Here is a 25,240-nt window from a genome sequence, read left to right as displayed (position 1 = left end):
ATAAGGTAAGTTATATCAGTTACCCATTTTTTATTCAGATCTTTTGTACTGAACTCTCGATTTAGATGATTATTAGAGATAACGTACTTTTCTTTACGTCCAAAATGCTTCCACTTTTTTACACGGATTTTAGCTCGAATTCCATTTTCTTTCATTAGTCTATATACTCGCTTATGGTTTACTGTAAGACCATAGACTTTCTTCAACCATGTTTTAACTCGTACATATCCAAAACTCTCATTTATATCTGGATCTTGATGACATTCTTTGATTTTAGAAACAATGAGTTGATCTTCAATTTTTTTAGTAGACGGACACTCTTTATTCTTAACCCATTTATAAAACCCGCTTTTAGAAACCCCTGCAATCTTACAAAGTAAGACAACAGGATAATTTGTTTTTAGCTCGTAAATAGCACTATATTCTAACGTTTTCTTTTTAATATCATCTCCTTTTTCAAGGCTAAGAGCTTTTTTAAATATGCGTTCTCAGCTTCTAATCTTTGAATCTTTTCTGCGTCACTTAACGGTTCGATTTTAGGTCTGCCTTGATTATATCCTTTCGCTTTTCCACGTTTTTCTTCAAGCCCTTGGACACCTTCTCTTTTATAATGGTTAATCCATCTTTCAACAATTGCATAAGCAATCCCCAATTCCTTACCAATACTTTTTGCGCCCATACCTTCTTCAAAATAAAGGTTAATCGCCTGAAGCTTAAATTCTATATCGTATGTCTTTCTAATTTTCCCCATAAATAAATTCCCCCTATAGTAGACAGTACAGCACCTTTCTTTTAACTGTCTACTATAAGGGGATTATTACATTTTGGGCACCCTCTTTCTTATTTATTCATAAGTAGGTAACTAAATAGCGAACTGCAAATAAATTTGGAGAATGCAATTAAAATTGTTAAAATAGCAATTAAAATTCGAGAATCACAATTAAACTTGGCAAAACAGCAAATAAATTTCCAATAATCGCAAATAAGATAAAGTTTTACCCATACTAGTAAAGGTATTTTGACTACACATTGTACAAAAATTAGACCCTTTTAAAGGGAAAGAAGTGTAATTTTACTCCTATTTCGACTTGAAAATTGATTAAAGCTTGCTGAAATGACCATCAACAAGATCGAAAACTTCAACTACAATTTAAAGTCTAACTAAGATAATCCTGCTCTAAATAAAAAAAGGATGCCCATATGTCCATTACCTTGACATATGAGACACCCCTTATTGTACCTTCAGTTATGGCATGTCTACCAAAAAACCTTCAGTTTTTAATTGTAAGATTGCACTTTCAAGCTGCTGTTCACTATCTGCCTCTATCGTATGAAGATGTGTTCCATTTGTTAAATTTGACAGTGGGACAGAGCTCGTTTCTCCCATTTTTTGAAGGAATAAGCTAATATCATAACGGTTTGCAATTTGTAATTGGGCTGTGATATATCCATAGACGGGATGTTCAACCATTACATCCTTAACAGTAACACCGTGATCGACTAATATTTCTAGTTCTTTTTGAGTGTCTTCAGCTGTATGGTGACAAATGATTACTTTTCTAATTTTGTCGGTTTCCTTATTAGGATGTATATAAATATAGCCTTGTGCAGTTGCTAGTATAGGCTCATTTTTCGCTTTTAAAAGTGTAATATCACCTACGACAACTTGTCGACTAACATTTGCTTTTTTAGCTAAGGAATTGCCTGATAAGGGCGACTCAGACTCCTTTAACCATTGTAAAACTTTCTTTCTTCTTTCTTCCCCTAAAAGTTTTTTATTCATTTTAATTTCCTCGATTAAAAATTTTGATTAATGATTAATTTTAACACAGACGAAAATTTGATTAAGTCTTCTTCTGTTGTATGTTTTCCGATTGAGACTCTGAAGAATTGTTTTGCCTCATGGGGGTCTCTTCCAATTGCTAACATTGTTTCTGAAGGTTTCTGCATACCAATTGCACAAGCACTTCCCGTTGAAATGGCAAATTGATGTCGATTACATTCAAGCATAACAAACTGACCTTCAAGTCCAATGATCCTCATTCCAATTATATTTGGAATACACTCTCCAACAGAACCTTCAAATTTTACAAGATGTTGAACATCTTGTAATTGTGATTTTAAAACATTTTTTAAATAGAGACATCTCTTTTGCTCTTCATCTTGATTTTTTATTATATGACCAGCTGCTGTTACAAATGATGCAATTGCTGGAACATTAACAGTACCGGGGCGAATCCCACTTTCATGAGATGTACCGGGATAGATTGGTTGACAAGTTAATTTAGGATTTAAATAAAGGGCTCCAATCCCTTTTGGTCCATATAATTTATGACCTGAAATACTAAGACTAGAAATTTCATATTTTGAGACATCAATTGTTATTTTTCCAAATGATTGTACACAATCGCAATGAAGTAAGATATTTGATGAATTAAATAAATTTGCAATCTCGTTAATCGGTTGTATAGCTCCAATTTCAGAATTTACATGTTGAAAAATGCCCAATACAGTATCTTCACGAATTACATTTTCAATTACTTCTAAAGAGATAATCCCGCTATTTGTAACTGGCAAATAAGAAACTTCATATCCTTGTTCTTCCAGTACTTTTAAATAATTACTTATTGAAGAATGCTCTAATGTTGTGGTTAGTATGTGTTTTCCGACTTTTTTTGTACTCTTCAAGAGGGTTTGAATAGCAATTAAATTTGATTCAGTTCCTCCACTTGTAAAGTAAATTGAAGCGGGGCTAGCATTTATAAATCCTGCTAATTGCTTCCGGCATGCTTCAAGTAACAGTGATGCCTTTGAGCCAATATCATGTAAACTTCGCTCATTTCCAAAGTAATTTTTAGAGGCAGTGACAAATGTCTCAATGGCTTCTTCACTCATTGGAGTTGTTGCAGCATAGTCTAAATAAATCAAATTAAAGTCTCCTTTTTTACTCATTAAAAAAAAATTTCTTGTCATTAGTTTAAATATATGTAAATATAGGTGTCAAGACAGCTTTTTTATCTATAAGATAAAATTTAAATAGATGTACTGTAAATGGAGGGGGCAACTATGCGAACTGCAGACGTTGTCATTATTGGCAGTGGGATTGCTGCTTTAATGGCTGCAGAGGAAATTTGTCAGTCTAAAAATGTGATTCTATTCACAAAGAAAAAAATTTGGGACAGCAATTCGATGCTTGCACAAGGTGGAATTGCAGCTGTAATGTCTGATGATGATTCATGGGAACTTCATAAACAAGATACGCTCGAAGCGGGTTGTAATGTAAATAATATAGAAGCAGTAGAAGAACTAGTAAAGAACGGAACAACGTCTATGAAGGATCTTGTTTCTATTGGCATGGAGTTTGATAAAGATGAATTAGGTCAATTTCATCTTGGTAGAGAAGGAGCGCATCGGAAAAATAGAATTTTACATTCTGGCGGAGATGCCACTGGAAAGCATTTAGTTGAAACTATCTATGCTCGGTTAAAAGATAAAATAACGATTATAGAACATGAAATGGTAATTGATTTAATCATACAAGATGGATTATGTAAGGGTGTTTATATACTTAATGAAAATGGGGAATTAGAATCCTGTTTTGCAAACACAACACTTTTGGCAACTGGCGGTATTGGGGCAATGTATCAATTTAGTTCCAATAATAGGGCCATAACCGGAGATGGAATTGCTATGGCATTTCGAGCAGGTTGTGAGATGGCAGATTTGGAGTTTATTCAATTTCATCCAACCATGCTTTACATTAATGGGGCATGTAAAGGTCTAGTATCAGAAGCTGTTAGAGGCGAAGGAGCTTTTTTAGTTACGAAAACTGGTCGTCGCATTATGAAAGGAATTCATCCTTTTGAAGATTTAGCACCAAGAGATGTTGTTAGTAGGGCGATTTTTAATGAAATGCAAAACGGGGAAGAAATCTATTTATCGATTGAAATGATTGATGGATTTGAACAACGTTTTCCAACAATTACTGCCAATCTTATTAATAATGGAATTGATCTAGAAAAAGGATTGATTCCTGTTGTTCCAGGCGCACATTTCCACATGGGTGGGGTAAAGACATCTGCAAATGGAGAAACGACAATACCTGGATTGTATGCAGTAGGAGAGGTTGCTTGTACAGGTGTGCATGGTGCAAATCGACTTGCAAGTAATTCTTTATTGGAAGGGATTGTGTTTGGTAAAAAGGTTGCGAAATTTATTGCTGACCTTCCTTTAGCTAAAATAAATGAGAATCTACCAAAATACATGATACCAAGATTTAGAACCTTACCTACAAAAGATGAAATTAAAGAAATAATGATGAAGTATATCGGTATTGTAAGAAATGAAGACGATTTAACTAAAGCAATCACCTATTTTTCTTACTTCTTAGAATCTAAAACAGTTGATACACGCCCGATGAACAAAGAGGAAATAGAACGATACAATATGCTAATTACTGGAAAACTAATAGCAGAAGCTGCAATAAGAAGAAAAGAAAGCATCGGCTCACATTTTATAGAATATATCGATCAACCAGCTAATATTTGAGGAGAGAAATTCATGAATACATTAAAAGCTAAAAAAATGATTGAGCAATTTTTACTAGAGGATATTGGAGAAGGAGATCTATCCTCAATTCATATTTTTCCAATGCATGAAAGAACAACTGGAAAAGTACTTGCAAAAGCAGATGGAGTAATTGCTGGTACTGATTTAATTGAAATAACTTATAAATTACTTCATGAAGATATAAAAGTAACACTGCACGTTAAAGATGGTGAAACTGTTCAGGCAGGGCAGCTCCTTGCGGAAGTAGAAGGACCAGTTCAAGTGTTATTATCAGGTGAAAGAGTTATGCTTAATCTTTTACAACGAATGAGTGGGATTGCAACGCTTACTTCAAAAGCAGTTGAAACATTAAACGACGAGAAAATCAAACTTGTTGATACAAGAAAAACGATGCCAGGTTTACGTTTGTTTGATAAGTATGCAGTTACTTGTGGTGGAGGATCAAACCATCGTTTCGGCTTATATGATGCGGTGATGCTGAAAGATAATCATATTGCTTACGCAGGTTCAATTAAAAATGCAGTAGATTCATTACGTCATAAATTAGGTCATATGGTCAAAATTGAAGTCGAGACAGAAAACAAGGATCAAGTTCTTCAAGCCATTGAAGCTGGTGCAGATGTCATTATGTTTGATAATCGTACTCCAGATGAAATAAAAGAATTCGTTAAGCTTGTTCCAGAAACGATTGTAACAGAAGCTTCTGGTGGAATTACTTTAGATAATTTAGCAAGTTTTCAAAACTGTGGTGTAAATGTTATTTCTTTAGGCTGTTTAACACATTCGGCAAAAGCATTAGATATAAGCTTCTACTTGTAATAAAGAGGGATTGGAGTGGGGACAATGAACGTTTTAGATATGATACAAAAAAATGAAGGATATCAAATTCCTGATGAGTACTATACATTATCAACTGAGGAAATGGAAAAAAGAGTAAAAGATATAAAAGCGAGATTAGGTGATGCTCTTTTCATTCCAGGTCATCATTATCAAAAGGAAGAAGTTGTAGTTTTTTCAGATTCGACTGGAGATTCTCTACAACTTGCTCAAGTTGCTGCTAATAATAAAAAAGCGAAATATATCGTATTCTGTGGTGTACATTTTATGGCAGAGACCGCAGATATTTTAACAGAAGACGAACAGATTGTTATTTTACCTGATATGAGAGCAGGCTGTTCAATGGCAGATATGGCAGATCACCATCAAACTGATCGTGCATGGGTAGAGTTACAGAAGCTTTTCGGAGACACAATTTTACCGTTAACATATGTTAATTCAACTGCTGCTATTAAAGCGTTTGTCGGTAGAAATGATGGAGCAACCGTAACATCATCTAATGCTAAAAAAGTTGTTTCGTGGGCTTTTACACAAAAGGAACGTATTTTGTTCCTACCTGATCAACATTTAGGTAGAAACACAGCATTTGAATTAGGTGTACCGTTAGAGCATATGGCGATTTGGAATCCAATAACGGACACTTTAGAATATGAGGGTGATGATCTAAATAACATCAAAGTAATACTTTGGAAAGGTCACTGCTCTGTTCATGAGAATTTTACAGTGAAAAATATTGAGAATGTACGAAAAAATCATCCAGATATGAGAATTATTGTGCATCCAGAATGTTCTAGAGAAGTTGTAGCAGCAAGTGATGACAATGGATCTACTAAATATATTATAGACCAAATTGAAGCTGCTCCTGCAGGAAGTAAATGGGCAATTGGAACTGAGATGAATCTAGTTCAAAGAATTATTAAAAATCATCCTGATAAGGAGATCATTTCATTAAATCCGTTTATGTGTCCTTGCTTAACGATGAATCGTATCGATTTACCACATTTATTATGGTCTTTAGAAAATATCGAAAAAGGTAACATTCAAAATATTATTACAGTAGATAAACAAACTGCAAAAGATGCAGTTAAAGCATTAGATAAAATGCTTGAACTTGCTTAAAAATTAAATATCAAAAAAATTAAAATCATTTAGTTCATTCTGAGCTAAATGATTTTTTTATAGAAAAAACAAGAATAAAGTAAATACTTATACAAGCTTACTCGTCATAAATTAAAATACCTTCTATCATAAATACAAATATTCAGACATACATTGTTGTGAGGTACTAATGTACAATCCAACGTAGAGGCAATTGGTCAGGAGGGGAAAAGGTGAGAATTCACATAGTAATAAAGGGCGATACCCTTAAGAGCATTGCTCAAAAATATAACATCGACTACGAAGAGATAGTTAAATTAAATGCCCAACTAAGTAATCCAGATATGATCTATCCTGGCATGAAAATAAAAGTGCCAGAAAGGGGAGAAAAACCAGCCCCATTAGGTTCTAAAAAGGAGGTACAGCAACCTAAACCAAGTGTTGCTTTGGAGGTAGAAGAAGGAAATGTTCAACCTGTAGCACAGACACAACCTGCTGTCATGCCGAATACAAAGCCAGTTGATAATAATTTGAATATTAATGTAGAGGTTACACCGACAGTAAAACCTGTAATTCAGGTACCTATTCCACCTGCCAAACCGACTGTATCACCTGCGACAAATAATGCGAATCAACAAGTATCTCCTGTTCAAACTGGAAAACCAAATGCGAACATACCGCAAGTTGTTTCGCCAGTGGCAGTTAAAAATCCGATAAATGATAATAAATCAAATGTGAACACCAAGGGAGGCCAAAGCATGTCAGAGAAAAAGAACTACTTCCCAGGATCATTAGTTTCTCCGTCAACACCAACTCCGCAAGTATCACCAGCGGAAACAGGAAAACCAAATCAACAAGTATCGCCTGTATCAACAGGAAAACCAAATCAACAAGTATCACCAGTATCAACAGGAAAACCAAATGTGCAAGTATCACCTGTAGCAACAGGAAAACCAAATGTGCAAGTATCACCAGTATCAACAGGAAAACCAAAAGAGCAAGTATTACCTGTAGCAACAGGGAAACCGAATATGCAAGTATCACCAGTATCAACAGGAAAACCAAATATGCAAGTATCACCAGTATCTACAGGAAAACCAAACATGCAAGTATCACCAGTATCAACAGGAAAACCAAACATGCAAGTATCACCAGTATCTACAGGGAAACCAAATATGCAAGTGTCACCAGTATCAACAGGGAAACCAAATATGCAAGTATCGCCAGTGGCAACAGGAAAGCCAAATGCGCAAGTATCACCAGTAGCTACTAATAAAGCCCAAACATTACCAGCGTATATGGGACCTAATGCACCACAAACACTACCAGCGTATATGGGACCTAATGCACCACAAACACTACCAGCGTATATGGGACCTAATGCACCACAAACACTACCAGCATACGCAGGACCGAATGTACCGCAAACATTACCAGCGTATGTAGGACCGAATCCAAACGCAGCTCAAACACTACCAGCATATGTAGGACCGAATCCAAACGCAGCCCAAACATTACCAGCGTATATGGGACCAAATCCAAACGCAGCCCAAACATTACCAGCATATGTAGGACCAAACCCAAACGCAGCCCAAACGTTACCAGCATATATGGGACCAAATGAAAACTTCCCACAAACATTGCCGGCATATATGGGACCAAACGCAAACTTCCCACAAACATTGCCGGCATATATGGGACCAAACGCAAACTTCCCACAAACAATGCCAGCATATATGGGACCGAACGCAAACTTCCCACAAACATTACCAGCATATATGGGACCAAATGCTGGATACCCATATTATCCACGTGGAGAAGGAGGGGCAGGAGGGGCATTACCAACATTACCGAGTTTTGGAGCTATGCCGATGTTGCCAGGATCTGGAGAAGCACCAGGAGCGACTGGAGGAGGACCAGGAGCACCAGTTCCGCCAACTGCGATGCCAATGCCATTACCAGCGCCAATGCCAGGAAATACTGGGCAAACAATGCCATCGTATATGGGACCAAATCCAAATACAGGGCAAACATTACCAGCATATATGGGACCGAATCCAAATTTAGCCCAAACATTACCGGCATACATGGGACCAAACGGAAATTTCCCACAAACATTACCAGCATATATGGGACCAAATGAAAACTTCCCAGCAACACTGCCGGCATATATGGGACCAAATGAAAACTTCCCAGCAACACTACCAGCATATATGGGACCAAACGCAAACTTCCCACAAACATTACCAGCATATATGGGACCAAACGCAAACTTCCCACAAACATTACCAGCATATATGGGACCAAATGAAAACTTCCCAGCAACACTACCAGCATATATGGGACCAAACGCAAACTTCCCAGCAACACTACCAGCATATATGGGACCAAATGAAAACTTCCCAGCAACGATGCCAGCATATATGGGACCAAACGCAAACTTCCCAGCAACAATGCCAGCATATATGGGACCAAACGCAAACTTCCCGCAAACATTGCCAGCGTATATGGGACCAAATGAAAACTTCCCACAAACATTGCCTGCTATGGACTATCCAAAGTTCCAAGGCGGACCAGTTGCTACACCGTATGCTACTGGACCGACTCCAATGTATCGTGATGCAGCAGAACCTTATTTTGATCCGAATTCGCAATTATTTACTCCTTATGCACAAAATCAGTCTTCATACGGAGTGCCATATTTCGAGGAAGATGAACAATAAAGAATTTTATTTAAAAAGGCGATTAATTTTTAATCGTCTTTTTTTTATTTTCTAATTCAATACAGGAATTAATTGGTGTAGAAATTAAATTCTCATGAAACAGCCTTTAAAGGCTACTTTTTTACTTAAAATGAGTTTCCAACCATCAATTAACAATTTAAAATCCCCCTAAAAAGGTCAACCTAACTTTGTAATACAACTTTAGTATTACAATTGGCTGTAATTAAAGGGAGGGTTTTATATTGAATAAAAAAGGTCTTATCGTTGCTACAGGTACGGTGCTAACAGCTTTAACATTATCTGCTTGTGGAACAAACAATAATGCCATGAATGACCATAAAAGAAATGTTGGTTATGAAAAAGTAAACTTCAATAGACCGACAAACCCTTATGCTGTTAATGATCGTTATGAAAACGTAAACTATCCAAATAACCAAGATTATTTCACAAAGAAAAATAATCACTACGGAAATGATCGTATAAATGAAGGTTTAAGTAGTGAGTATTCTAATGATGGCGTAATCCATGATGGAACATATGGAAGAAATGTCAACAATATGAATAGAAACTACACGATGGATCAAGTTCGTTATAATAACGATTTAAACACAGCTCCTCTTGTACCATATACAAATATTAGTACAAATACTAATATGAATGCTGGTGAACGAAAGTTTGCAGACCAAATTTCTAAACGAGTAGAACAAATGTCAAATGTTGCCAAAGCAAACACGGTAGCTGTTGGTGATCAAGTTCTAGTTGCAGTAGATTTAGTAAATAAAAATGTTGATGAAAGCGCATTTAGATCTAAAATCAAAGACGCTTTATCACCATACACGAGTGGTAAAAAAGTATATGTAACATTCGATGGTACAATAAGAAATAATTTAAATAACATTACAAATAATGTACCTAATGCCACTAAAAATGTATTATACGATACAAAAGAAAATGTTAAACATATGTATCGTAATGTAAAAAATGATGTTAAGGATGCAACTAATCCAAACCGATAAAAATCAATTTTTTACATTGAAAAGGAAGAAGCCCTTGCTTCTTCCTTCAGACTGTTGACAAACGCTCGCTTTCGTCGTTGCTTCGCCTGTCTGCGGTGCTCATTACCGTCTAGGGTAACTCCGCTCCACACCAGGCTTCGCGCCTCGAAAGACAACCGCTTGCAATCAGTCTGAAACTCATGTTTTTTGTACTTTGTCTACACACTGTAGGAAGAAGCCCTTGCTTCTTCCTTTTTTTAAGTGTTCAGGTTTTTAGGGTTGGATTTTACCAAGTTTAGTTACTATTAGTTCTTAGAATAGTTAAATAATTCGTTTGATGAGGGTTAAACAATATGGTAAAGTGATTTTTATATTGACCAAAAGTTCGAAGCGGTCAATTGGTTAAAAAGAGAATTTGAGGTGAGTTTTTTGAAAAAGCAAAATATTTTACAAGCTGCCACAAAGTCATTTACCATCTTTGGCTATAAAGCAACTACAATGAGTCAAATCGCAAAACAGGCAAATGTTGGAAAGGGAACGATCTATACTTTCTTCAAAAATAAAGAAGAGTTGTTTGATGAAATCATCAATAATTTGATTAATGAAATGAAATTTTTAGCTGAACAATCCATTCGTGATGAAGATTCATTCATCGAAAAAGCACATAAAGGAATTGAAGTTTTTATTGCCTTTCATAATGAACATGAATTAACAATAAAGTTACTTCAGGAACAAAAAGAAATTGGAACAACTATCGTACATGATGCTTTAAAACGATTGAATCATTCAATCATTCTCTACATACAGAAAAAAATTGAAGAGGCAATTGCAAAGAAAGAAATAGTTGAATGTGATCCCGAAATAACCGCATTAGTAATGTTTCGACTTTATACCACACTAAAAATCGATTGGGAGAAAGAGCACGAAGCACTAAGTCCTAAAAAAATTACTGAGTTATTTAACTTTTATATACTAAATGGTTTATCAAAAGGGCATGATTAAGGGTTAGTGGATTAGGAGGAGAAAATTTTGTTTGTTAAATTAGACAATAAAGACAGAAAAATGGCAAATTCAATTTTAAATGTACAGTTACCTGCATATAAGGTAGAGGCAAAGTTAATCAATTTTGAAGGAATACCACAATTAAAGGACAATGTTGAAAGTATTAGAGATTCCAAAGAAATCTTTATCGGTTATGTGATTGATAATGATTTGAAAGGATTTTTAGCCTATACAGAAGGCGATAACGAATATCAAATATGTAGATTGGTAGTACATCCTAGTTGCTTTAAGCGGGGTATAGGAAGAAAATTAGTTCATTATTTTTTAAATGAAATTGCCAAAAAGAAAAAGGTAATTGTTTCAACAGGATCAGATAACCTACCGGCCATTAACTTATATAAAACTTCTGGTTTTAAATTTCATAGGGAAATTGAAGTGGTACCTAATTTTTATATATCTCTATTTGAAAATACATCTAATCATTAAAGATAAAATTAAAATGAAAAAAAGATAATGATCTTTAGCTTTCATCCCCCTTTCCTAAAGAGAACTCTTTCGTTATTTTGTTTAAAAGATTCATGGTCATTTACATATAAAAATTTTCAACATCTTGGATAAAGATAAAAGGAATGGTCAAACTAAAAAAGCTTGTATGAATATGTCTAAAGGAGTGGATGTTTGTGAAAAAGTTCATTTTAATATTTGTTTGTTTACTAGCTTTATTAATACCGGCACAAACTGAAACATTGGCAGCTCATAATGATATTCATCATAGTTCCAACAAAAAGGGTATTACAATCATTTTACATAAAGTATATATAAACGGTGAAGTGATTGAGGAAATTTATATTAATCAACACAAAACTCTTGGGCAAGTAAAAAAAGAGTTTAAGGGTTGGAAAGTCATAGAAGAAAATGATGATCAAATCGTATTAATGAAAAAAATAAATGATCTTTCACCTACTTTAAAGTCGAAAGGTTATTTAGGAATAAATTCAAATGGAGTTTTGAATTTATATATTGGAGCGCCAAGTGGTAATAATATTATTGAATCTTTTTTTCAAATAGATACGAATAAATTAGAAGTAAATAAACAAAAGCAGCTTGAGAAAGGGATTAAAATTTCGACCAAAGATCATTACGAATATCTATTACATTACTTAAAAGAGTATGAAAGAATCGTAAATTGAATTTCGGAATTCGCCTGTGGTCATTCGGTAACGACTATCTAAAGATAAAAAATAATCCACAAAGGTGATTTGTTTTCCTTGTGGATTTTTTGTATTTTAAGGGTTCAAATCATTTTTCTATCTCGAACTTCCTTTTCCTGGGCTCTTTTCCATTCATTTCTCAAAATAGAATAAACATAAGTATCATGCGCTGTACTTCCTTGTATTAAATACTCGCGTAGCAGACCCTCATTCGTAAATCCTATTTTTTCAAGAAGTTTTTGGGAAGGGAGATTTTCTGGATAAACGATCGCTCCAATTCGATTTAGTTGGAGAACATCAAAACCATATGATAATAATGCCTTTAAAGCTTCTGTCGCAAAACCTTTTCTCCAATAGTCAGGGTGTAGCTCATAGCCAACTTCTGCTCTTTTGTTTCGTTCTTGGTAGGCATTAAATCCACATGTTCCGATTAATTTGTTTGTTTCATTATCAATCATTCCCCAACGGATGCCATTGCGCGTTTCATACATTTCTTTAAAATAATGAATTACGTCCAATACTTCACTACTATTTTTTAGTGCATCGAGTCCATAATATTTGGTGACATCTTCTCTTGATAAAATATTGAACATTCGATTAAGATCAGTGACTTTAATTTCTCGTAAATAAAGTCTCTCTGTAGTTAGAATTGGAAACATGTCCAAATCGAATAGCCTCCCTTTTGATTATCTTAAGTATCTAGCATTTAAAAATATGCTATATTCATTAGTCATTTTTATATAAACTTTTTCATTAAATCATATGTATAAAATTTTTATTTTCGACAGCCGACTATTTTTTTCCTTCTTCTATCTATGGTACAATGGAATACATGTAAAAAGGGGAGAAAACCATGTACGAATACATAATTGGAAAGATAGAATGGGTTGGACCAGAATATATTGTAATTGATCATAATGGAATGGGCTATCAATTATTTACACCTAATCCATATGTTTTTAGACCTTCAAATGAAATCTTAAAAGTTTATACTCATCATTATGTAAGACAAGATGTTATGATGTTATATGGTTTTAAAACACTAGATGAACGTACTTTATTTCAAAAATTGTTAAGTGTATCAGGAATCGGTCCTAAAGGTGCCTTGGCAATTGTTGCGACTGGAGAGCCAAATCAAATTGTTCATGCAATAGAAGAAGAGGACGAAGTATTTTTAACAAAGTTTCCTGGTGTTGGTAAAAAGACAGCAAGACAAATGATCCTTGATTTAAAAGGAAAACTTGAAAAAGTCTTTGGAGCAGTACAAGTTGATTTATTTACTGACCTAGATGCTATAGAAGAGAAAGAAAGTGCAGCATCTTCATTAGATGATGCAATTGAAGCTTTAAAAGCATTAGGTTATGCGGAAAAAGAAGTTAAAAAGATCGTACCGTTATTAAAGAATGAAAAACTTTCAACTGATGAATATATTAAAAAAGCACTTCAATTACTATTGCAAGCTAAGAGGTGATGAAAATGGATGACCGAATTTTATCAAGTGAAAGCAGTGGCGAGGAATTTGATCAAGAGCTTTCACTAAGGCCTCAATCATTAAGGGAATATATAGGGCAAGATAAAGTTAAAAAGAATTTGCAAGTTTTTATTGAAGCGGCAAAAATGCGAAATGAGTCTTTAGATCATGTTCTATTATACGGTCCTCCTGGATTAGGTAAAACCACTTTAGCAGCGATTATTGCCAATGAACTAGGTGTTGGATTCAAAACGACTTCAGGACCAGCGATTGAACGTCCTGGAGATCTAGCAGCTATTTTGACTTCACTTCAACCAGGTGATGTATTATTTATTGATGAAATTCACCGACTGCCTCGAACAGTGGAAGAAGTACTTTACCCAGCAATGGAAGACTTTTTCTTTGATATCGTAATTGGCAAGGATGCAACTGCAAGGTCGGTAAGAATTGATTTGCCACCATTTACATTAATAGGTGCAACAACTAGAGCAGGTCTCCTTTCTTCACCACTTAGAGATCGTTTTGGAGTATTAAATCGGTTAGAATTTTATACAGTTGAACAGCTAGCATTGATCGTAAAAAGAACAGCAGAGTTATTTGGAATGGAAATTGAAAATGACGCTGCTTTAGAGTTAGCTAGAAGGTCTCGAGGTACACCCCGAATTGCAAACCGTTTATTACGAAGGGTAAGAGATTTTGCTCAAGTTCAAGGGAGTGGAATTATTACCTTTTCCATTGCTAAAGACTCTTTAATTCAAATGCAGGTAGATGAAGCAGGTCTAGACCATATCGATCATAAATTGTTACTAGCTATTATTGAGCGATTTAAAGGCGGTCCTGTTGGGGTTGATACGATTGCAGCTTCGATCGGTGAAGAGTCACAAACGATTGAAGATGTATATGAGCCATATTTACTTCAAATTGGATTTCTTCAGCGGACTCCTAGGGGACGAATTGTTACTGATTTAACATACAAACATTTCGGGTTGCAGGTGCCGGAGCAATGATTGATTTGTCAAAGATTTTAATTACGTTAGGAATTATCTTATTAGTTGTTGGATTGTTTATTCGATTTGTAGGGAAACTTCCGGGCGATATTTTTATAAAAAAAGGAAATGTATCATTTTACTTTCCGATTGTAACATGTATTATCATAAGTATTTTACTTTCACTTATTTTTTCACTATTTGGGAGAAAATAAATGAGTAGGAATAAATAGAGTTTGGAAAAGGGAATTGTGGGTAACCTCCCTTGTCCTTACTCCTGAAATTTATGAGGTGTATAAAAATGGATGTAAATTTATTTGATTTTGATTTACCTGAAGAATTGATTGCTCAGACTCCTTTGTTGGACCGAGAAGCATCGAGACTTATGGTATTACATAAAGACTCTGGCAATGTAGAGCATAAACAGTTTCCAGATGTGTTAGATTATTTACAAGAGGGAGACTGTTTAGTTTTAAATGAAACAAAAGTCATGCCTGCTAGATTATTTGGTGTGAAAGAAGATACAGGTGCTCAAATTGAAGTATTATTACTTCAACAAGAAGAGCAGGATGTATGGGAAACATTAGTTAAGCCTGCTAAAAGAGTAAAAGAAGGTACAATCATTTTATTTGGAGATGGCAGATTAAAGGCAGAATGTGTAGGTTCTAGTGATCAAGGTGGAAGAAAATTAAAATTCCAATACGATGGAATTTTTTATGAGATCTTAGACCAGCTAGGTGAAATGCCGCTTCCTCCATATATTAAAGAAAAATTAGAAGATAAAGATCGTTATCAGACTGTATTCGCAAAAGAAATTGGTTCAGCGGCGGCACCTACGGCAGGTTTACATTTTACAAAAGAACTCTTAGCTAAAGTTCAAGAAAAAGGTGTAAAGTTAGCATTTATTACATTGCATGTAGGGTTAGGTACATTTAGACCGGTAAGTGTAGAGTCCATTGAAGAACATGATATGCATTCAGAATACTACTATATGTCTGATGAAACGGCTAAACTGTTAAATGAAACGAAATCAAACGGTGGTAGAATCATTACTGTTGGAACAACTTCTACACGAACAGTTGAAACGATTGCTACGGCAAATAACGGTAAGTTTGAAGGGTCTAGTGGTTGGACGTCTATCTTCATTTTCCCAGGATATAAATTTATGGGAATTGACGGGATGATTACGAACTTCCATTTACCAAAATCAACTCTAATTATGCTAATTAGTGCTTTAGCCGGAAGAGAACCAGTTTTATCTGCTTATAAAGAAGCAGTAGATCAAAAATATCGCTTTTTTAGCTTTGGCGATGCAATGTTAATACTTTAAGAATTGAAAGGAATCTAAAAATGACAGCAATTCGTTATGAACATATTAAAACTTGTAAGCAAACAGGTGCGAGATTAGGAATTGTCCATACTCCACATGGTTCATTTGAAACTCCAGCATTTATGCCTGTTGGAACTTTAGCCACTGTTAAAACAATGTCTCCTGAAGATTTAAAAGCAATGGGATCAGGTATTATTTTAAGTAATACTTACCATTTATGGTTAAGACCAGGACATGAGATTATTAAAAAAGCTGGTGGCTTACATAAATTTATGAACTGGGATCGTGCAATCTTAACAGATTCAGGTGGATTCCAAGTATTTAGCTTAAGTCAATTCCGAAAAATAGAAGAAGAAGGCGTACATTTCAGAAATCACTTAAATGGCGATAAATTATTCCTTTCACCTGAAAAGGCGATGGAAATTCAAAATGCATTAGGTTCTGATATCATGATGGCTTTTGATGAGTGTCCACCATACCCTGCTGAGTATGATTACATGAAACGTTCAGTTGAAAGAACAAGTAGATGGGCAGAGCGTTGTTTAAATTCACACCAAAGACCAGAGGATCAAGGATTATTTGGTATTGTACAAGGTGGAGAATACGAAGAACTTCGTAAACAATCCGCAAGAGACTTAGTATCTTTAGATTTCCCAGGTTATGCAATTGGTGGATTATCAGTTGGTGAACCAAAGGATGTAATGAATAGAGTTTTAGAATTTACGACTCCTTTACTACCAACGGATAAACCAAGGTATTTAATGGGGGTAGGTTCTCCTGACTCATTAATTGATGGTGCAATTCGTGGAGTGGATATGTTTGACTGCGTACTTCCAACGCGTATTGCTCGAAATGGTACATGTATGACGAGTGAAGGTCGATTAGTAATTAAGAATGCAAAATATGCAGAGGACTATTCTCCACTTGATCCTAATTGTGATTGTTATGCATGTAAAAACTACACACGAGCATATATCCGTCATTTAATAAGATGCGAAGAGACGTTTGGAATGCGTTTGACTACTTACCATAACTTACATTTTCTGTTACAATTAATGGAACAAGTTCGCCAAGCAATCCGCGAAGACCGTTTAGGTGATTTCCGAGAAGAGTTTTTTGAACAATACGGTTTTAATAAGCCGAACGCTAGGAACTTCTAAAATTTACATATTGAAAGGAAGATTAAGATGGGTAGTGGTTTAATGGGGATTTTACCTCTAATATTAATGTTCATAGTTTTCTACTTCTTACTAATTCGTCCACAACAAAAGCGTCAAAAGCAAACAGCTAATATGCAAGCTGGAATTAGCAAAGGCGATATGGTTGTAACAATCGGTGGATTACACGGTTTAGTTGATGCTGTTAACGAAGAAAATAATACAATTACTTTAAAAACTACTGATGGATCACGTATGGTATTTGAAAAAAGCGCAATTCGTGAAACAAGAACACAAGCTTAATTTTAATTAATTGTATCGTAAGAAACGCTAGTTCCATTTCGGAAACTAGCGTTTTGTTTATTTTGTAAGAAATTTAAATTAGTGTTCTAGACAAAACCCAAAAAAGTTGAGATCAGACTGATTATTTATTATAAGATTTATTACTTGCTGCATTCACTCCAAAAATTGACCCTAACATACAAACACCTAAGAAAATCCCATGATACATTATTTGTTCCTGTGAAAAAGTTCGGTCATAGCCAAGAAACTGTACAAAAAATACAAAAATAGAATACGCCCCACTCGTTAGCAATCCAAGAATCCAACCTTTTTCTTTCCCTTTTGCTCCTGTAACAAAACCACCAATTAACATAACGATAAATGATAAGATAAGAGTTGTTGTTGTGACACTTGCTTCTGTAAGTGAAGTTAGTTTAAGTAATAATGATAAAATCAAACTAATTGACAATACTAATAATAGAATAGTTAAAAAGCCAAAAGAGACAGCTACAGCTGTTTTTTTCATTCATATTCCCCCTTGTACACTCTTTTAATACAAGCATATTCATGAGATGAATTTTTAGAATACTTATAGGGCAATTACAATTAGTAAAATTATGAACAAAATTCTACTATTATTTTCTTTATGGAAAATTAGTTGTATTTTAACTCATATTTACAGATATTAAGTGCTAGCTAAAGAACATGTTTTTTAAAATCAACAAGTTTTGGATGTGAGGGTAAGTAAAATGGAATTAGGTTCTATGACGATTCGTACCATTTTAATTTATTTAATTATTGCATTTTTCTTTCGCTTAATGGGTAAGAGAGAAATAGGAGAGTTAAGTTTATTAGATTTAGTCGTTTATATATTGTTAACTGAAATAGCAGCCATCGGTATCGAAAACCATGATGATCCGATCATAAAAGTGATCTATCCAATGTTTTTAATTGTCGTTATCCAAATAATTTTTTCTTTAATTTCGCTAAAAAGTGTTAAATTTAGAAAAATATTAGATGGACATCCCGTATTAATCATTAGTAAAGGTAAAGTTTTAGAGAAAGAAATGAAAAAACAAAGATACACGTTTGACGACCTATTACTCCAACTTAGAGAGAAGGATATAGGAGACGTACGAGATGTTGATTATGCATTACTAGAGCCTACAGGGAAATTATCAATATTTAAAAAGGAAATAAACGGTGATATAAATTATAGTTCACTCACATTTCCATTAATATTAGATGGTATCGTACAAGAAGATAATTTAAATCAGTATCATAAAGATAAACAATGGTTATTAGAGCAGTTAAAAAAACATGGCTATGATGATTTTAAACAAGTATCTTATTGCAGCTTACGAGGCGGAGAAATATTTTTTGATAAGAAAGACGAATAACGAAGGATAAGTATAAAACGGTTAATGTTTAAAACGTACATTAAGTGAACATTTAATGATTAAATTATCAATTTTGGTGAGAAATTATTGATTTTAAATGTTAATATGTTTGAGCAGTTTTATAATATCAACGAACTCTAGTAATTGTTTATTATTAATAAGTTAAAAATAATTAAGAGTAACTTATAAAAAAACAATTTCAAATGATTATTATAATACGATGATGTTCGACCTTAATTGACCTACAAACTGATTAACAAGCTTTTATGCTACCCTTAGTAAAGGATATTAAATTAGGTTTTTTAGTGTAAACTTTTTTTGATGAAAAAGTTGATTGGAACGAAAGGATGCTCGACTCCTATGGGATTAGCGGGAAGGCTGAGACCCCACAGGCTTGCCGAGGAGGCTCAGGTCTCGCCCCATGGAAAGCGAGCATCCTGTAGTGGAAATCAACATCAATCAACTCCTTTACGAAAATTTGATAACTAGTTTACTAAGTGTTTTTCAACAGAGTGAAACCACAAAGTGTATTATTACTTTGTGGTTATGTTATGATCATTTCTATTGTCAATTATCTTGTAATTAGCTTTTTAAAGAATGGGATTCGGATGATCTCATCTTTCTTAACTAGGTTAAATAATAGAATTAATAAGATATACATTAATGTAACAACAGAAATACTCACTAAGGTTTGTACTAATAATGAAGGTGAAAAAACTACATATTCTTTGATGAATTTTCCGACATAAATACAAATTCCTAAAATGATTAGACAATAAACATAATCCTTAACAAAAATTGAAAAGTTGATGGCCTTTAATACAGTAAAATAGTGAAGAACTGTTATCGTTACAATGCTAATATTCATAGCTAAGGCAACACCGTTAATACCGAACTTTGGATTTGTAGCTAGTAATAAAATACTAGCTATTTTAACGACTGAACCAACAAAGCTATTTATCATAGCTGAATTTGCAAGATTAAGTGCCTGCAATACAGCTTGTAGTGGTCCTTGGAAATAGTAAAAAATAAAGCATGGTGCTAAAAGTAATATAAAATTCGTAGCTTGGTCACTTTTGTACATTAGTGTTAAAATCGGTGAAGCAAAGACGTATAAAATGACTACAGACCAACCACCAGCAATCATTGAGTAGCGTAATGCTTGCTGCAACCTTCTTTCAACAGTTACACGATCTTTTTTGGCCATTGCTTCACTAATCGCTGGCACAAGTGCAGTAGATAGTGCATAAGTAATAAACGCTGGTAAAAGTAATAGAGGTAAAGCGTATCCTGCAAGTAATCCATATTGTTTTGTTGCAACAGCTGCAGTTACCCCTGCAATCGCTAAACTTTGTGAGACAACGATTGGTTCTAAAAACATTGATATTGAACCAATTAAACGACTTCCAGTTGTTGGTAATGCTATGCTTAATAGGTCGCTAAGCGTTTTTCTTCCATCTTTAATATTGTTCTTAAATCCTGATATAAACTTTGCATTTTTTTCTTTCTTAAAAACATAAAGCATATAAATTAACGAAGCTAATTCTCCTAATACAGAAGAGATAATGGCGCCACTAGCGGCAAATTCAACTCCATATGGTAAAAAAGTTTTAGTACAAACTGCAACTAGGACAATTCGAACAACTTGTTCAATAACTTGGGAAAAGGAAGAAGGGCGCATATTCTGTACGCCTTGAAAATATCCGCGTAAAACTGATGAGATTGCGATAATTGGAACAACCGGAGCGATGGCAATTAATGGGTACATAGTCCTTGCATCCGTTAATAAGTTTTTAGCGATGAAAGGGGATAAAAAGATCATTGCAGTAGTAAAAATAATACTTAATATGCCAGTTATTGACATTGAAACAGCTAGAATCTTTTTTATCCGATCTTGTCTATTTTGAGCAACTGCTTCTGCAATTAATTTTGAAATGGCAATTGGTAGGCCGAGCTGTGTTAGCGTCATGACCAAAAATAGTGTTGGTACTGCCATCATAAATAATCCTACGCCTTCTTCACCCATAATTCTTGCTACAACAATACGATTAAAAAATCCTAATATTCTTGTGATGAGCCCTGCAATAAGTAAAAAAAACGTTCCTCTTAAAAACGTTTGCTTTGTCATTACTTTTACCACCTTCTCAAACAGCCTAGAATGATTTACAATTATATATATGCTAGAAATGTAGGCAAGCATGACAAGTTAGTTCAACATCTAGGAAATGAATGTGAAGGTCTAAAATCATTTTTCTAAAAATACAGAAAATTAGGGGGGGAAGAGTATGTCGACTTTTCATCAACAAGCTGCAGAATTTAAACCACAGCTACAGGTAGTAATAGAAAGTAAACTGGATGAATTTAGAATGCTTGGATTCGATACTGTCAGTGGGGATGACTTATGGGTATGCCTCGAAAGAACTTTATGGCGAAAGAAAGAGGATGAACCAAAACTTTTTCAAATGGTAGAAGACATACTCTCATTAACTGTAAACGATTATATGAATTATATTCGAATCGAAGCATTTAAATCACCTACTTGGCAGTTTGGGGAGTCAGTTTAACCATCAATTGACAATAAAAAAATTGCATTTGTATAATATAAGAATGAAAACATACCATTTTTGTACTAGAACTTGAACTAGTTAGAGGAGGAAATTCACAACATGGTGAAGCGTAATAGGATTGTTGCCTTCTTCTTAATTATTGCTGTATTAGCAGCAGTAATCGGCACAACTGTATTTGGTACCGCGAAAAATATTAAACTTGGTCTGGATTTACAGGGCGGGTTTGAGGTACTTTACAAAGTTAAGCCGATTAAGAAAGGCGATAAAATTAACAAAAATGTTTTAGTAAGTACAGCAAAAGCTCTTGAAAAACGTGTAAACGTATTAGGAGTAAGTGAACCAAACATTCAAATCGAAGGAAAAGATCGTATTCGTGTACAATTAGCTGGTGTAAAAGATCAAGCTAAAGCACGTGATATTCTTTCTACGGAAGCGAACTTAACAATTCGTGACGTAAATGATAAGGTTCTTATGACTGGAGCGGATTTAAAAGAAGGCGCTTCAAAGCAAACATTTGACCAAATGGGTAAACCTAGTGTATCAATCACATTTAAGGATGCTTCTAAGGTTAAAGATGTTACAAGTAAAGTGTTAAAAATGGGTGCTCCAAATAATATGATGGTTATTTGGTTAGATTTCAAAGAAGGAGAAGACTCTTTCAAAAAGGAATCTGCAAAAGCAAAGCCTAAATTCTTATCTGCAGCTAGTGTAAATCAAGTATTTACCGACGATTCACTTTCCATTGTTGGTTCTACTTTCACGGTTGAAAGTGCAAAAGAACTTTCAGATTTATTAAATGCAGGGGCTCTTCCAGTACACCTTGAAGAAATGTATTCAACATCAATCGGTGCAAAATTTGGTACAGATGCTCTACATGAAACAATTTTTGCTGGAATTATTGGTGTATCAGTCATTTTCTTATTTATGCTTTATTTCTATCGCTTACCAGGTTTAATCGCAAGCATCATGTTAATGGCTTATACTTACGTAACATTACTTGTATTTGACGGCATGAATGCGGTATTAACACTTCCAGGTATTGCGGCATTAATACTTGGTGTTGGTATTGCGGTTGATAACAATATTATCACTTTTGAGAGATTGAAGGACGAGCTTAAACTAGGAAAATCAGTTGCGTCAGCGTATCGTGCAGGTAATCAGCGTTCATTTGGAACGATTTTTGATGCTAATATTACAACTTTACTTGCTGCTGTAGTATTGTTCTCATTCGGTACAAGCTCAGTAAAAGGATTTGCAACAAGTTTAATTGTTAGTATTTTAGTAAGCTTTTTAACTGCAGTATTCGGTACTCGTTTATTACTTTCTTTATTAGTTCAAAGTCGTTACTTAAATAATAAGAAAACATGGTTTGGTATTAAACAAAGTGAAATTCTTGGTTTAAATCATAACTTAGCACACCCTCCTACAAAATATGATAAAATCGATTTTGTAAGCGTTGGTCGAAAATTTGTTTATTTTTCAATTGTTACTGTAGTAGTTGGGGTTATTTTACTTTCTATTTTCCGATTAAATTTAGGAATTGATTTTGCAAGTGGTACGCGTGTAACATTTGAATCAAAATCAGCAGTTACAAAACAAGTTGTTAATGATGAAATTTCAAAAATGAACTTGAAGCCTGAAAGTATTACTATTTCTACAAATGATGCAAAAACAGGATCAATCGTATTTAAAGGTGTATTAACAAAAGATCAGATTAATAATTTGAAAAAGGATTTTACAGCTAAATTTGGGGTAGAACCAAATGTAAGTACTGTTGATCCAGTTGTTGGTAGAGAATTAGCAGCTAATGCTATTAAAGCATTAATTATCGCATCAGCAGGTATCATTCTTTATGTAACATTACGTTTCCAATTCTCATATGCGATTGCTTCAGTAATTGCCCTACTACATGATGCATTCTTCATTGTTGTAGTATTTAGTATTTTTAGATTAGAAGTAGATATCACTTTCATCGCAGCGGTTCTAACGATTGTTGGTTATTCGATTAATGACTCGATCGTTACATTTGACCGAGTTCGTGAGAATATGAAGCTTAAGAAGAAAATTCGTTCTAGAGAAGAATTGAAACAAGTTGTAAATGAATCAATTCGTCAAACTTTAGGCCGATCTGTTAAAACAGTTCTTACTGTACTTTTAGCAGTACTTGCATTGCTTTTATTCGGAAGTCATGCAATTCTTAACTTCTCACTTGCATTATTAATCGGTTTGGTTGTTGGAACATATTCTTCAATCTTTATCGCTTCACAAATTTGGTTATTTATTAAAGGTCGCCAACTTGATAAAAACCAAGTAATTGATGTTGAAGAAGCTAAATAAACTTTAAAGAATAAAAAAGAGTATAGGCTCATGCTTATACTCTTTTTTTTGTGTATACAAAGACCAAAAAACTTGAGTTTCAGACTGATTGCAAGCGCTTGTCTTTCGAGGCGCGAAGTCTGGTGAGGAGCGGAGTTACCCTAGACGGTAATGAGCACCGCAGACAGGCGAAGCAACGAAGAAAGCGAGCGTTTGTCAACAGTCTGAAATAGGCTCATGCTTATACTCTTTTTTGTATTAAATTCATTATGATTTGAAGATACTAATATAATGTGTTAATAATGATAAGTGTGTTTTTTAGATTTAGAAAAAGGGAAGTAGGTAAAGTATATGGAACAGGAAGAGCGTTATAAGGAAGCCAGGAAAGGGGCTTATATCGGAATATATGGAAATTTACTTCTAGCAATTGTTAAAGCAGTTATAGGATATATTGGAAATAGTAAAGCGTTAATGGCCGATGCAGTACATTCTGCGTCAGATGTGGTCGGTTCGATAGCGGTTTTATTTGGTTTAAGAGCTGCGAAAATGCCTCCAGACGAGGATCATCCTTATGGACATGGTAAAGCTGAATCAATCGCTGCAATTATTGTTGCCGTACTTTTATTTATCGTTGGAATTGAAATAACTAAATCCTCTATAACCGCGTTTTTTAAACCAGTTCATCCACCAGAGTTAATCGCTTTATTAGCAGCTTTTATATCTATATTTTTAAAAGAATGGATGTTTCGCTATAAATATGCTTTAGGGAAAAGGTTAAATAGTGACGCAATCATCGCTAATGCATATGAACATCGCTCTGATGTATACTCATCTGCTGCAGCTATGGTTGGTATTGGTATTGCAATTTTAGGTACTAAATTTAATATGCCAGTACTTTTATATGCAGACCCTGCGGCTGGGCTTATTGTAGCAATTATGATTTTAAAAATGGCTTGGGATATAGGAGCAGAATCAATACATACAACAATGGATCATGTCCTTCATGAAGAAGATATTGAACCATATAAAGAAATCGTTAAAAACGTAGAAGGTGTTAAAGAGATAAATTCTCTCTATGCAAGGGAACATGGCTATTACGTCATAATCGATATAAAAGTCTCAGTAGATCCATATATAACGGTTGAAGAAGGACATAAGATTGGTAAAAATGTTAAAGCAAAGTTGATGGAACAAAAAGATGTGGAAAATGTTTTTGTCCATATTAATCCATATAATGATAAAAATAACTCTTTCATCCAATAAGTTTACTTTAGTATAATAGTACAGTTAGGGGTG

At 34.3% G+C, this 25,240-nt stretch carries 25 protein-coding genes; 18 read left to right on the top strand and 7 right to left on the bottom strand.

From position 1 onward, the window contains the following. The 4 genes from ACFVRR_RS20905 to ACFVRR_RS20890 all read right to left on the bottom strand — a co-directional run. The coding region (locus ACFVRR_RS20905; protein ID WP_387332357.1) for an IS3 family transposase at positions 1–245 on the bottom strand (245 nt) is incomplete at its 3' end. Between the two features lie 179 nt (positions 246–424). Further along, a complete protein-coding gene (locus ACFVRR_RS20900; RefSeq protein ID WP_387332351.1) occupies positions 425–751 on the bottom strand; it encodes a transposase in 327 nt (108 codons plus the stop codon). 495 nt (positions 752–1,246) lie between these two features. Next, complete coding sequence (locus ACFVRR_RS20895) at positions 1,247–1,789, bottom strand: transcription repressor NadR (RefSeq protein ID WP_387332355.1); 543 nt, start codon at positions 1,787–1,789, stop codon at positions 1,247–1,249. Positions 1,790–1,797: 8 nt separating this feature from the next. Continuing rightward, entirely contained in the window at positions 1,798–2,952 is a 1,155-nt protein-coding gene (locus ACFVRR_RS20890) for an IscS subfamily cysteine desulfurase (RefSeq protein WP_387332349.1), read from the bottom strand. Positions 2,953–3,066: 114 nt separating this feature from the next. On the opposite strand from ACFVRR_RS20890, the gene nadB reads away from it, so the two are divergent. The 8 genes from nadB to ACFVRR_RS20850 all read left to right on the top strand — a co-directional run bounded on the left by nadB (position 3,067) and on the right by ACFVRR_RS20850 (position 12,414). Next, positions 3,067–4,548 (top strand): L-aspartate oxidase, encoded by a 1,482-nt coding sequence (gene nadB, locus ACFVRR_RS20885; protein WP_387332347.1) that lies wholly within the window; start codon positions 3,067–3,069, stop codon positions 4,546–4,548. Positions 4,549–4,560: 12 nt separating this feature from the next. Then, positions 4,561–5,388, top strand: coding sequence for a carboxylating nicotinate-nucleotide diphosphorylase (gene nadC / locus ACFVRR_RS20880; RefSeq protein ID WP_387332345.1), 828 nt, complete (start codon positions 4,561–4,563; stop codon positions 5,386–5,388). Positions 5,389–5,412: 24 nt separating this feature from the next. Then, positions 5,413–6,525, top strand: a complete 1,113-nt coding sequence (nadA, locus tag ACFVRR_RS20875) for a quinolinate synthase NadA (protein WP_387332343.1) — start codon at positions 5,413–5,415, stop codon at positions 6,523–6,525. 212 nt (positions 6,526–6,737) lie between these two features. Next, positions 6,738–9,227 carry a LysM peptidoglycan-binding domain-containing protein gene (locus ACFVRR_RS20870; protein WP_387332342.1) on the top strand — a complete coding sequence of 830 codons (2,490 nt, stop codon included), beginning with the start codon at positions 6,738–6,740 and terminating at the stop codon, positions 9,225–9,227. Positions 9,228–9,469: 242 nt separating this feature from the next. Next, positions 9,470–10,243 (top strand): YhcN/YlaJ family sporulation lipoprotein, encoded by a 774-nt coding sequence (locus tag ACFVRR_RS20865; RefSeq protein ID WP_097978903.1) that lies wholly within the window; start codon positions 9,470–9,472, stop codon positions 10,241–10,243. 399 nt (positions 10,244–10,642) lie between these two features. Then, the gene (locus tag ACFVRR_RS20860; protein WP_097978902.1) at positions 10,643–11,224 is read left to right on the top strand and encodes a TetR/AcrR family transcriptional regulator; all 582 of its coding nucleotides are present in this window, start codon (positions 10,643–10,645) and stop codon (positions 11,222–11,224) included. Between the two features lie 27 nt (positions 11,225–11,251). After that, complete coding sequence (locus tag ACFVRR_RS20855) at positions 11,252–11,710, top strand: GNAT family N-acetyltransferase (protein ID WP_387332339.1); 459 nt, start codon at positions 11,252–11,254, stop codon at positions 11,708–11,710. A gap of 194 nt (positions 11,711–11,904) precedes the next feature. Beyond that, on the top strand, positions 11,905–12,414 hold the full coding sequence (locus ACFVRR_RS20850) for a BofC C-terminal domain-containing protein (RefSeq protein WP_387332337.1): 510 nt from the start codon (positions 11,905–11,907) through the stop codon (positions 12,412–12,414). A 104-nt stretch (positions 12,415–12,518) separates the two neighbouring features. Here ACFVRR_RS20850 and ACFVRR_RS20845 read toward each other — a convergent pair whose 3' ends face one another. After that, positions 12,519–13,094, bottom strand: coding sequence for a GNAT family N-acetyltransferase (locus ACFVRR_RS20845; protein ID WP_387332353.1), 576 nt, complete (start codon positions 13,092–13,094; stop codon positions 12,519–12,521). Between the two features lie 194 nt (positions 13,095–13,288). Between ACFVRR_RS20845 and ruvA the strand changes: the two genes are divergently transcribed. From ruvA to yajC, 6 genes are all read left to right on the top strand, one after another. Continuing rightward, complete coding sequence (gene ruvA, locus ACFVRR_RS20840; RefSeq protein ID WP_387332335.1) at positions 13,289–13,906, top strand: Holliday junction branch migration protein RuvA; 618 nt, start codon at positions 13,289–13,291, stop codon at positions 13,904–13,906. A 5-nt stretch (positions 13,907–13,911) separates the two neighbouring features. Beyond that, positions 13,912–14,913 carry a Holliday junction branch migration DNA helicase RuvB gene (gene ruvB / locus ACFVRR_RS20835; protein WP_387332333.1) on the top strand — a complete coding sequence of 334 codons (1,002 nt, stop codon included), beginning with the start codon at positions 13,912–13,914 and terminating at the stop codon, positions 14,911–14,913. Then, the gene (locus ACFVRR_RS20830; RefSeq protein WP_056472616.1) at positions 14,910–15,107 is read left to right on the top strand and encodes a DUF2905 domain-containing protein; all 198 of its coding nucleotides are present in this window, start codon (positions 14,910–14,912) and stop codon (positions 15,105–15,107) included. Before ruvB ends, ACFVRR_RS20830 begins: the two co-directional genes overlap by 4 nt. A gap of 86 nt (positions 15,108–15,193) precedes the next feature. Beyond that, positions 15,194–16,222, top strand: coding sequence for a tRNA preQ1(34) S-adenosylmethionine ribosyltransferase-isomerase QueA (queA, locus tag ACFVRR_RS20825; protein WP_387332331.1), 1,029 nt, complete (start codon positions 15,194–15,196; stop codon positions 16,220–16,222). 20 nt (positions 16,223–16,242) lie between these two features. After that, complete coding sequence (gene tgt, locus ACFVRR_RS20820; RefSeq protein ID WP_097978898.1) at positions 16,243–17,382, top strand: tRNA guanosine(34) transglycosylase Tgt; 1,140 nt, start codon at positions 16,243–16,245, stop codon at positions 17,380–17,382. Between the two features lie 27 nt (positions 17,383–17,409). After that, entirely contained in the window at positions 17,410–17,682 is a 273-nt protein-coding gene (yajC, locus tag ACFVRR_RS20815) for a preprotein translocase subunit YajC (protein WP_387332328.1), read from the top strand. A 121-nt stretch (positions 17,683–17,803) separates the two neighbouring features. On the opposite strand, the gene ACFVRR_RS20810 is transcribed toward yajC, so the two are convergent. Continuing rightward, complete coding sequence (locus ACFVRR_RS20810) at positions 17,804–18,187, bottom strand: TIGR04086 family membrane protein (RefSeq protein ID WP_069035161.1); 384 nt, start codon at positions 18,185–18,187, stop codon at positions 17,804–17,806. 223 nt (positions 18,188–18,410) lie between these two features. On the opposite strand from ACFVRR_RS20810, the gene ACFVRR_RS20805 reads away from it, so the two are divergent. Next, complete coding sequence (locus tag ACFVRR_RS20805; RefSeq protein ID WP_387332326.1) at positions 18,411–19,061, top strand: DUF421 domain-containing protein; 651 nt, start codon at positions 18,411–18,413, stop codon at positions 19,059–19,061. Between the two features lie 571 nt (positions 19,062–19,632). On the opposite strand, the gene spoVB is transcribed toward ACFVRR_RS20805, so the two are convergent. Next, a complete protein-coding gene (gene spoVB / locus ACFVRR_RS20800; RefSeq protein ID WP_097978428.1) occupies positions 19,633–21,189 on the bottom strand; it encodes a stage V sporulation protein B in 1,557 nt (518 codons plus the stop codon). Positions 21,190–21,346: 157 nt separating this feature from the next. Between spoVB and ACFVRR_RS20795 the strand changes: the two genes are divergently transcribed. The 3 genes from ACFVRR_RS20795 (at position 21,347) to ACFVRR_RS20785 (ending at position 25,207) form a co-directional block, all read left to right on the top strand. Further along, positions 21,347–21,625: a post-transcriptional regulator gene (locus ACFVRR_RS20795; protein ID WP_387332324.1), complete on the top strand. Its 279-nt coding sequence runs from the start codon at positions 21,347–21,349 to the stop codon at positions 21,623–21,625. 102 nt (positions 21,626–21,727) lie between these two features. Then, positions 21,728–23,965, top strand: coding sequence for a protein translocase subunit SecDF (secDF, locus tag ACFVRR_RS20790; RefSeq protein WP_387332322.1), 2,238 nt, complete (start codon positions 21,728–21,730; stop codon positions 23,963–23,965). 330 nt (positions 23,966–24,295) lie between these two features. Continuing rightward, positions 24,296–25,207, top strand: a complete 912-nt coding sequence (locus tag ACFVRR_RS20785) for a cation diffusion facilitator family transporter (protein WP_097978431.1) — start codon at positions 24,296–24,298, stop codon at positions 25,205–25,207. Positions 25,208–25,240: the final 33 nt, after the last annotated feature.

Source organism: Gottfriedia sp. NPDC057948 (genome assembly GCF_042887255.1).
In the GTDB taxonomy this organism is placed as follows: Bacteria; Bacillota; Bacilli; order Bacillales; family Bacillaceae_G; genus Gottfriedia.
Note: the sequence above shows the minus strand (reverse complement) of the source record. Positions and strands in the feature narration are given on the sequence as shown.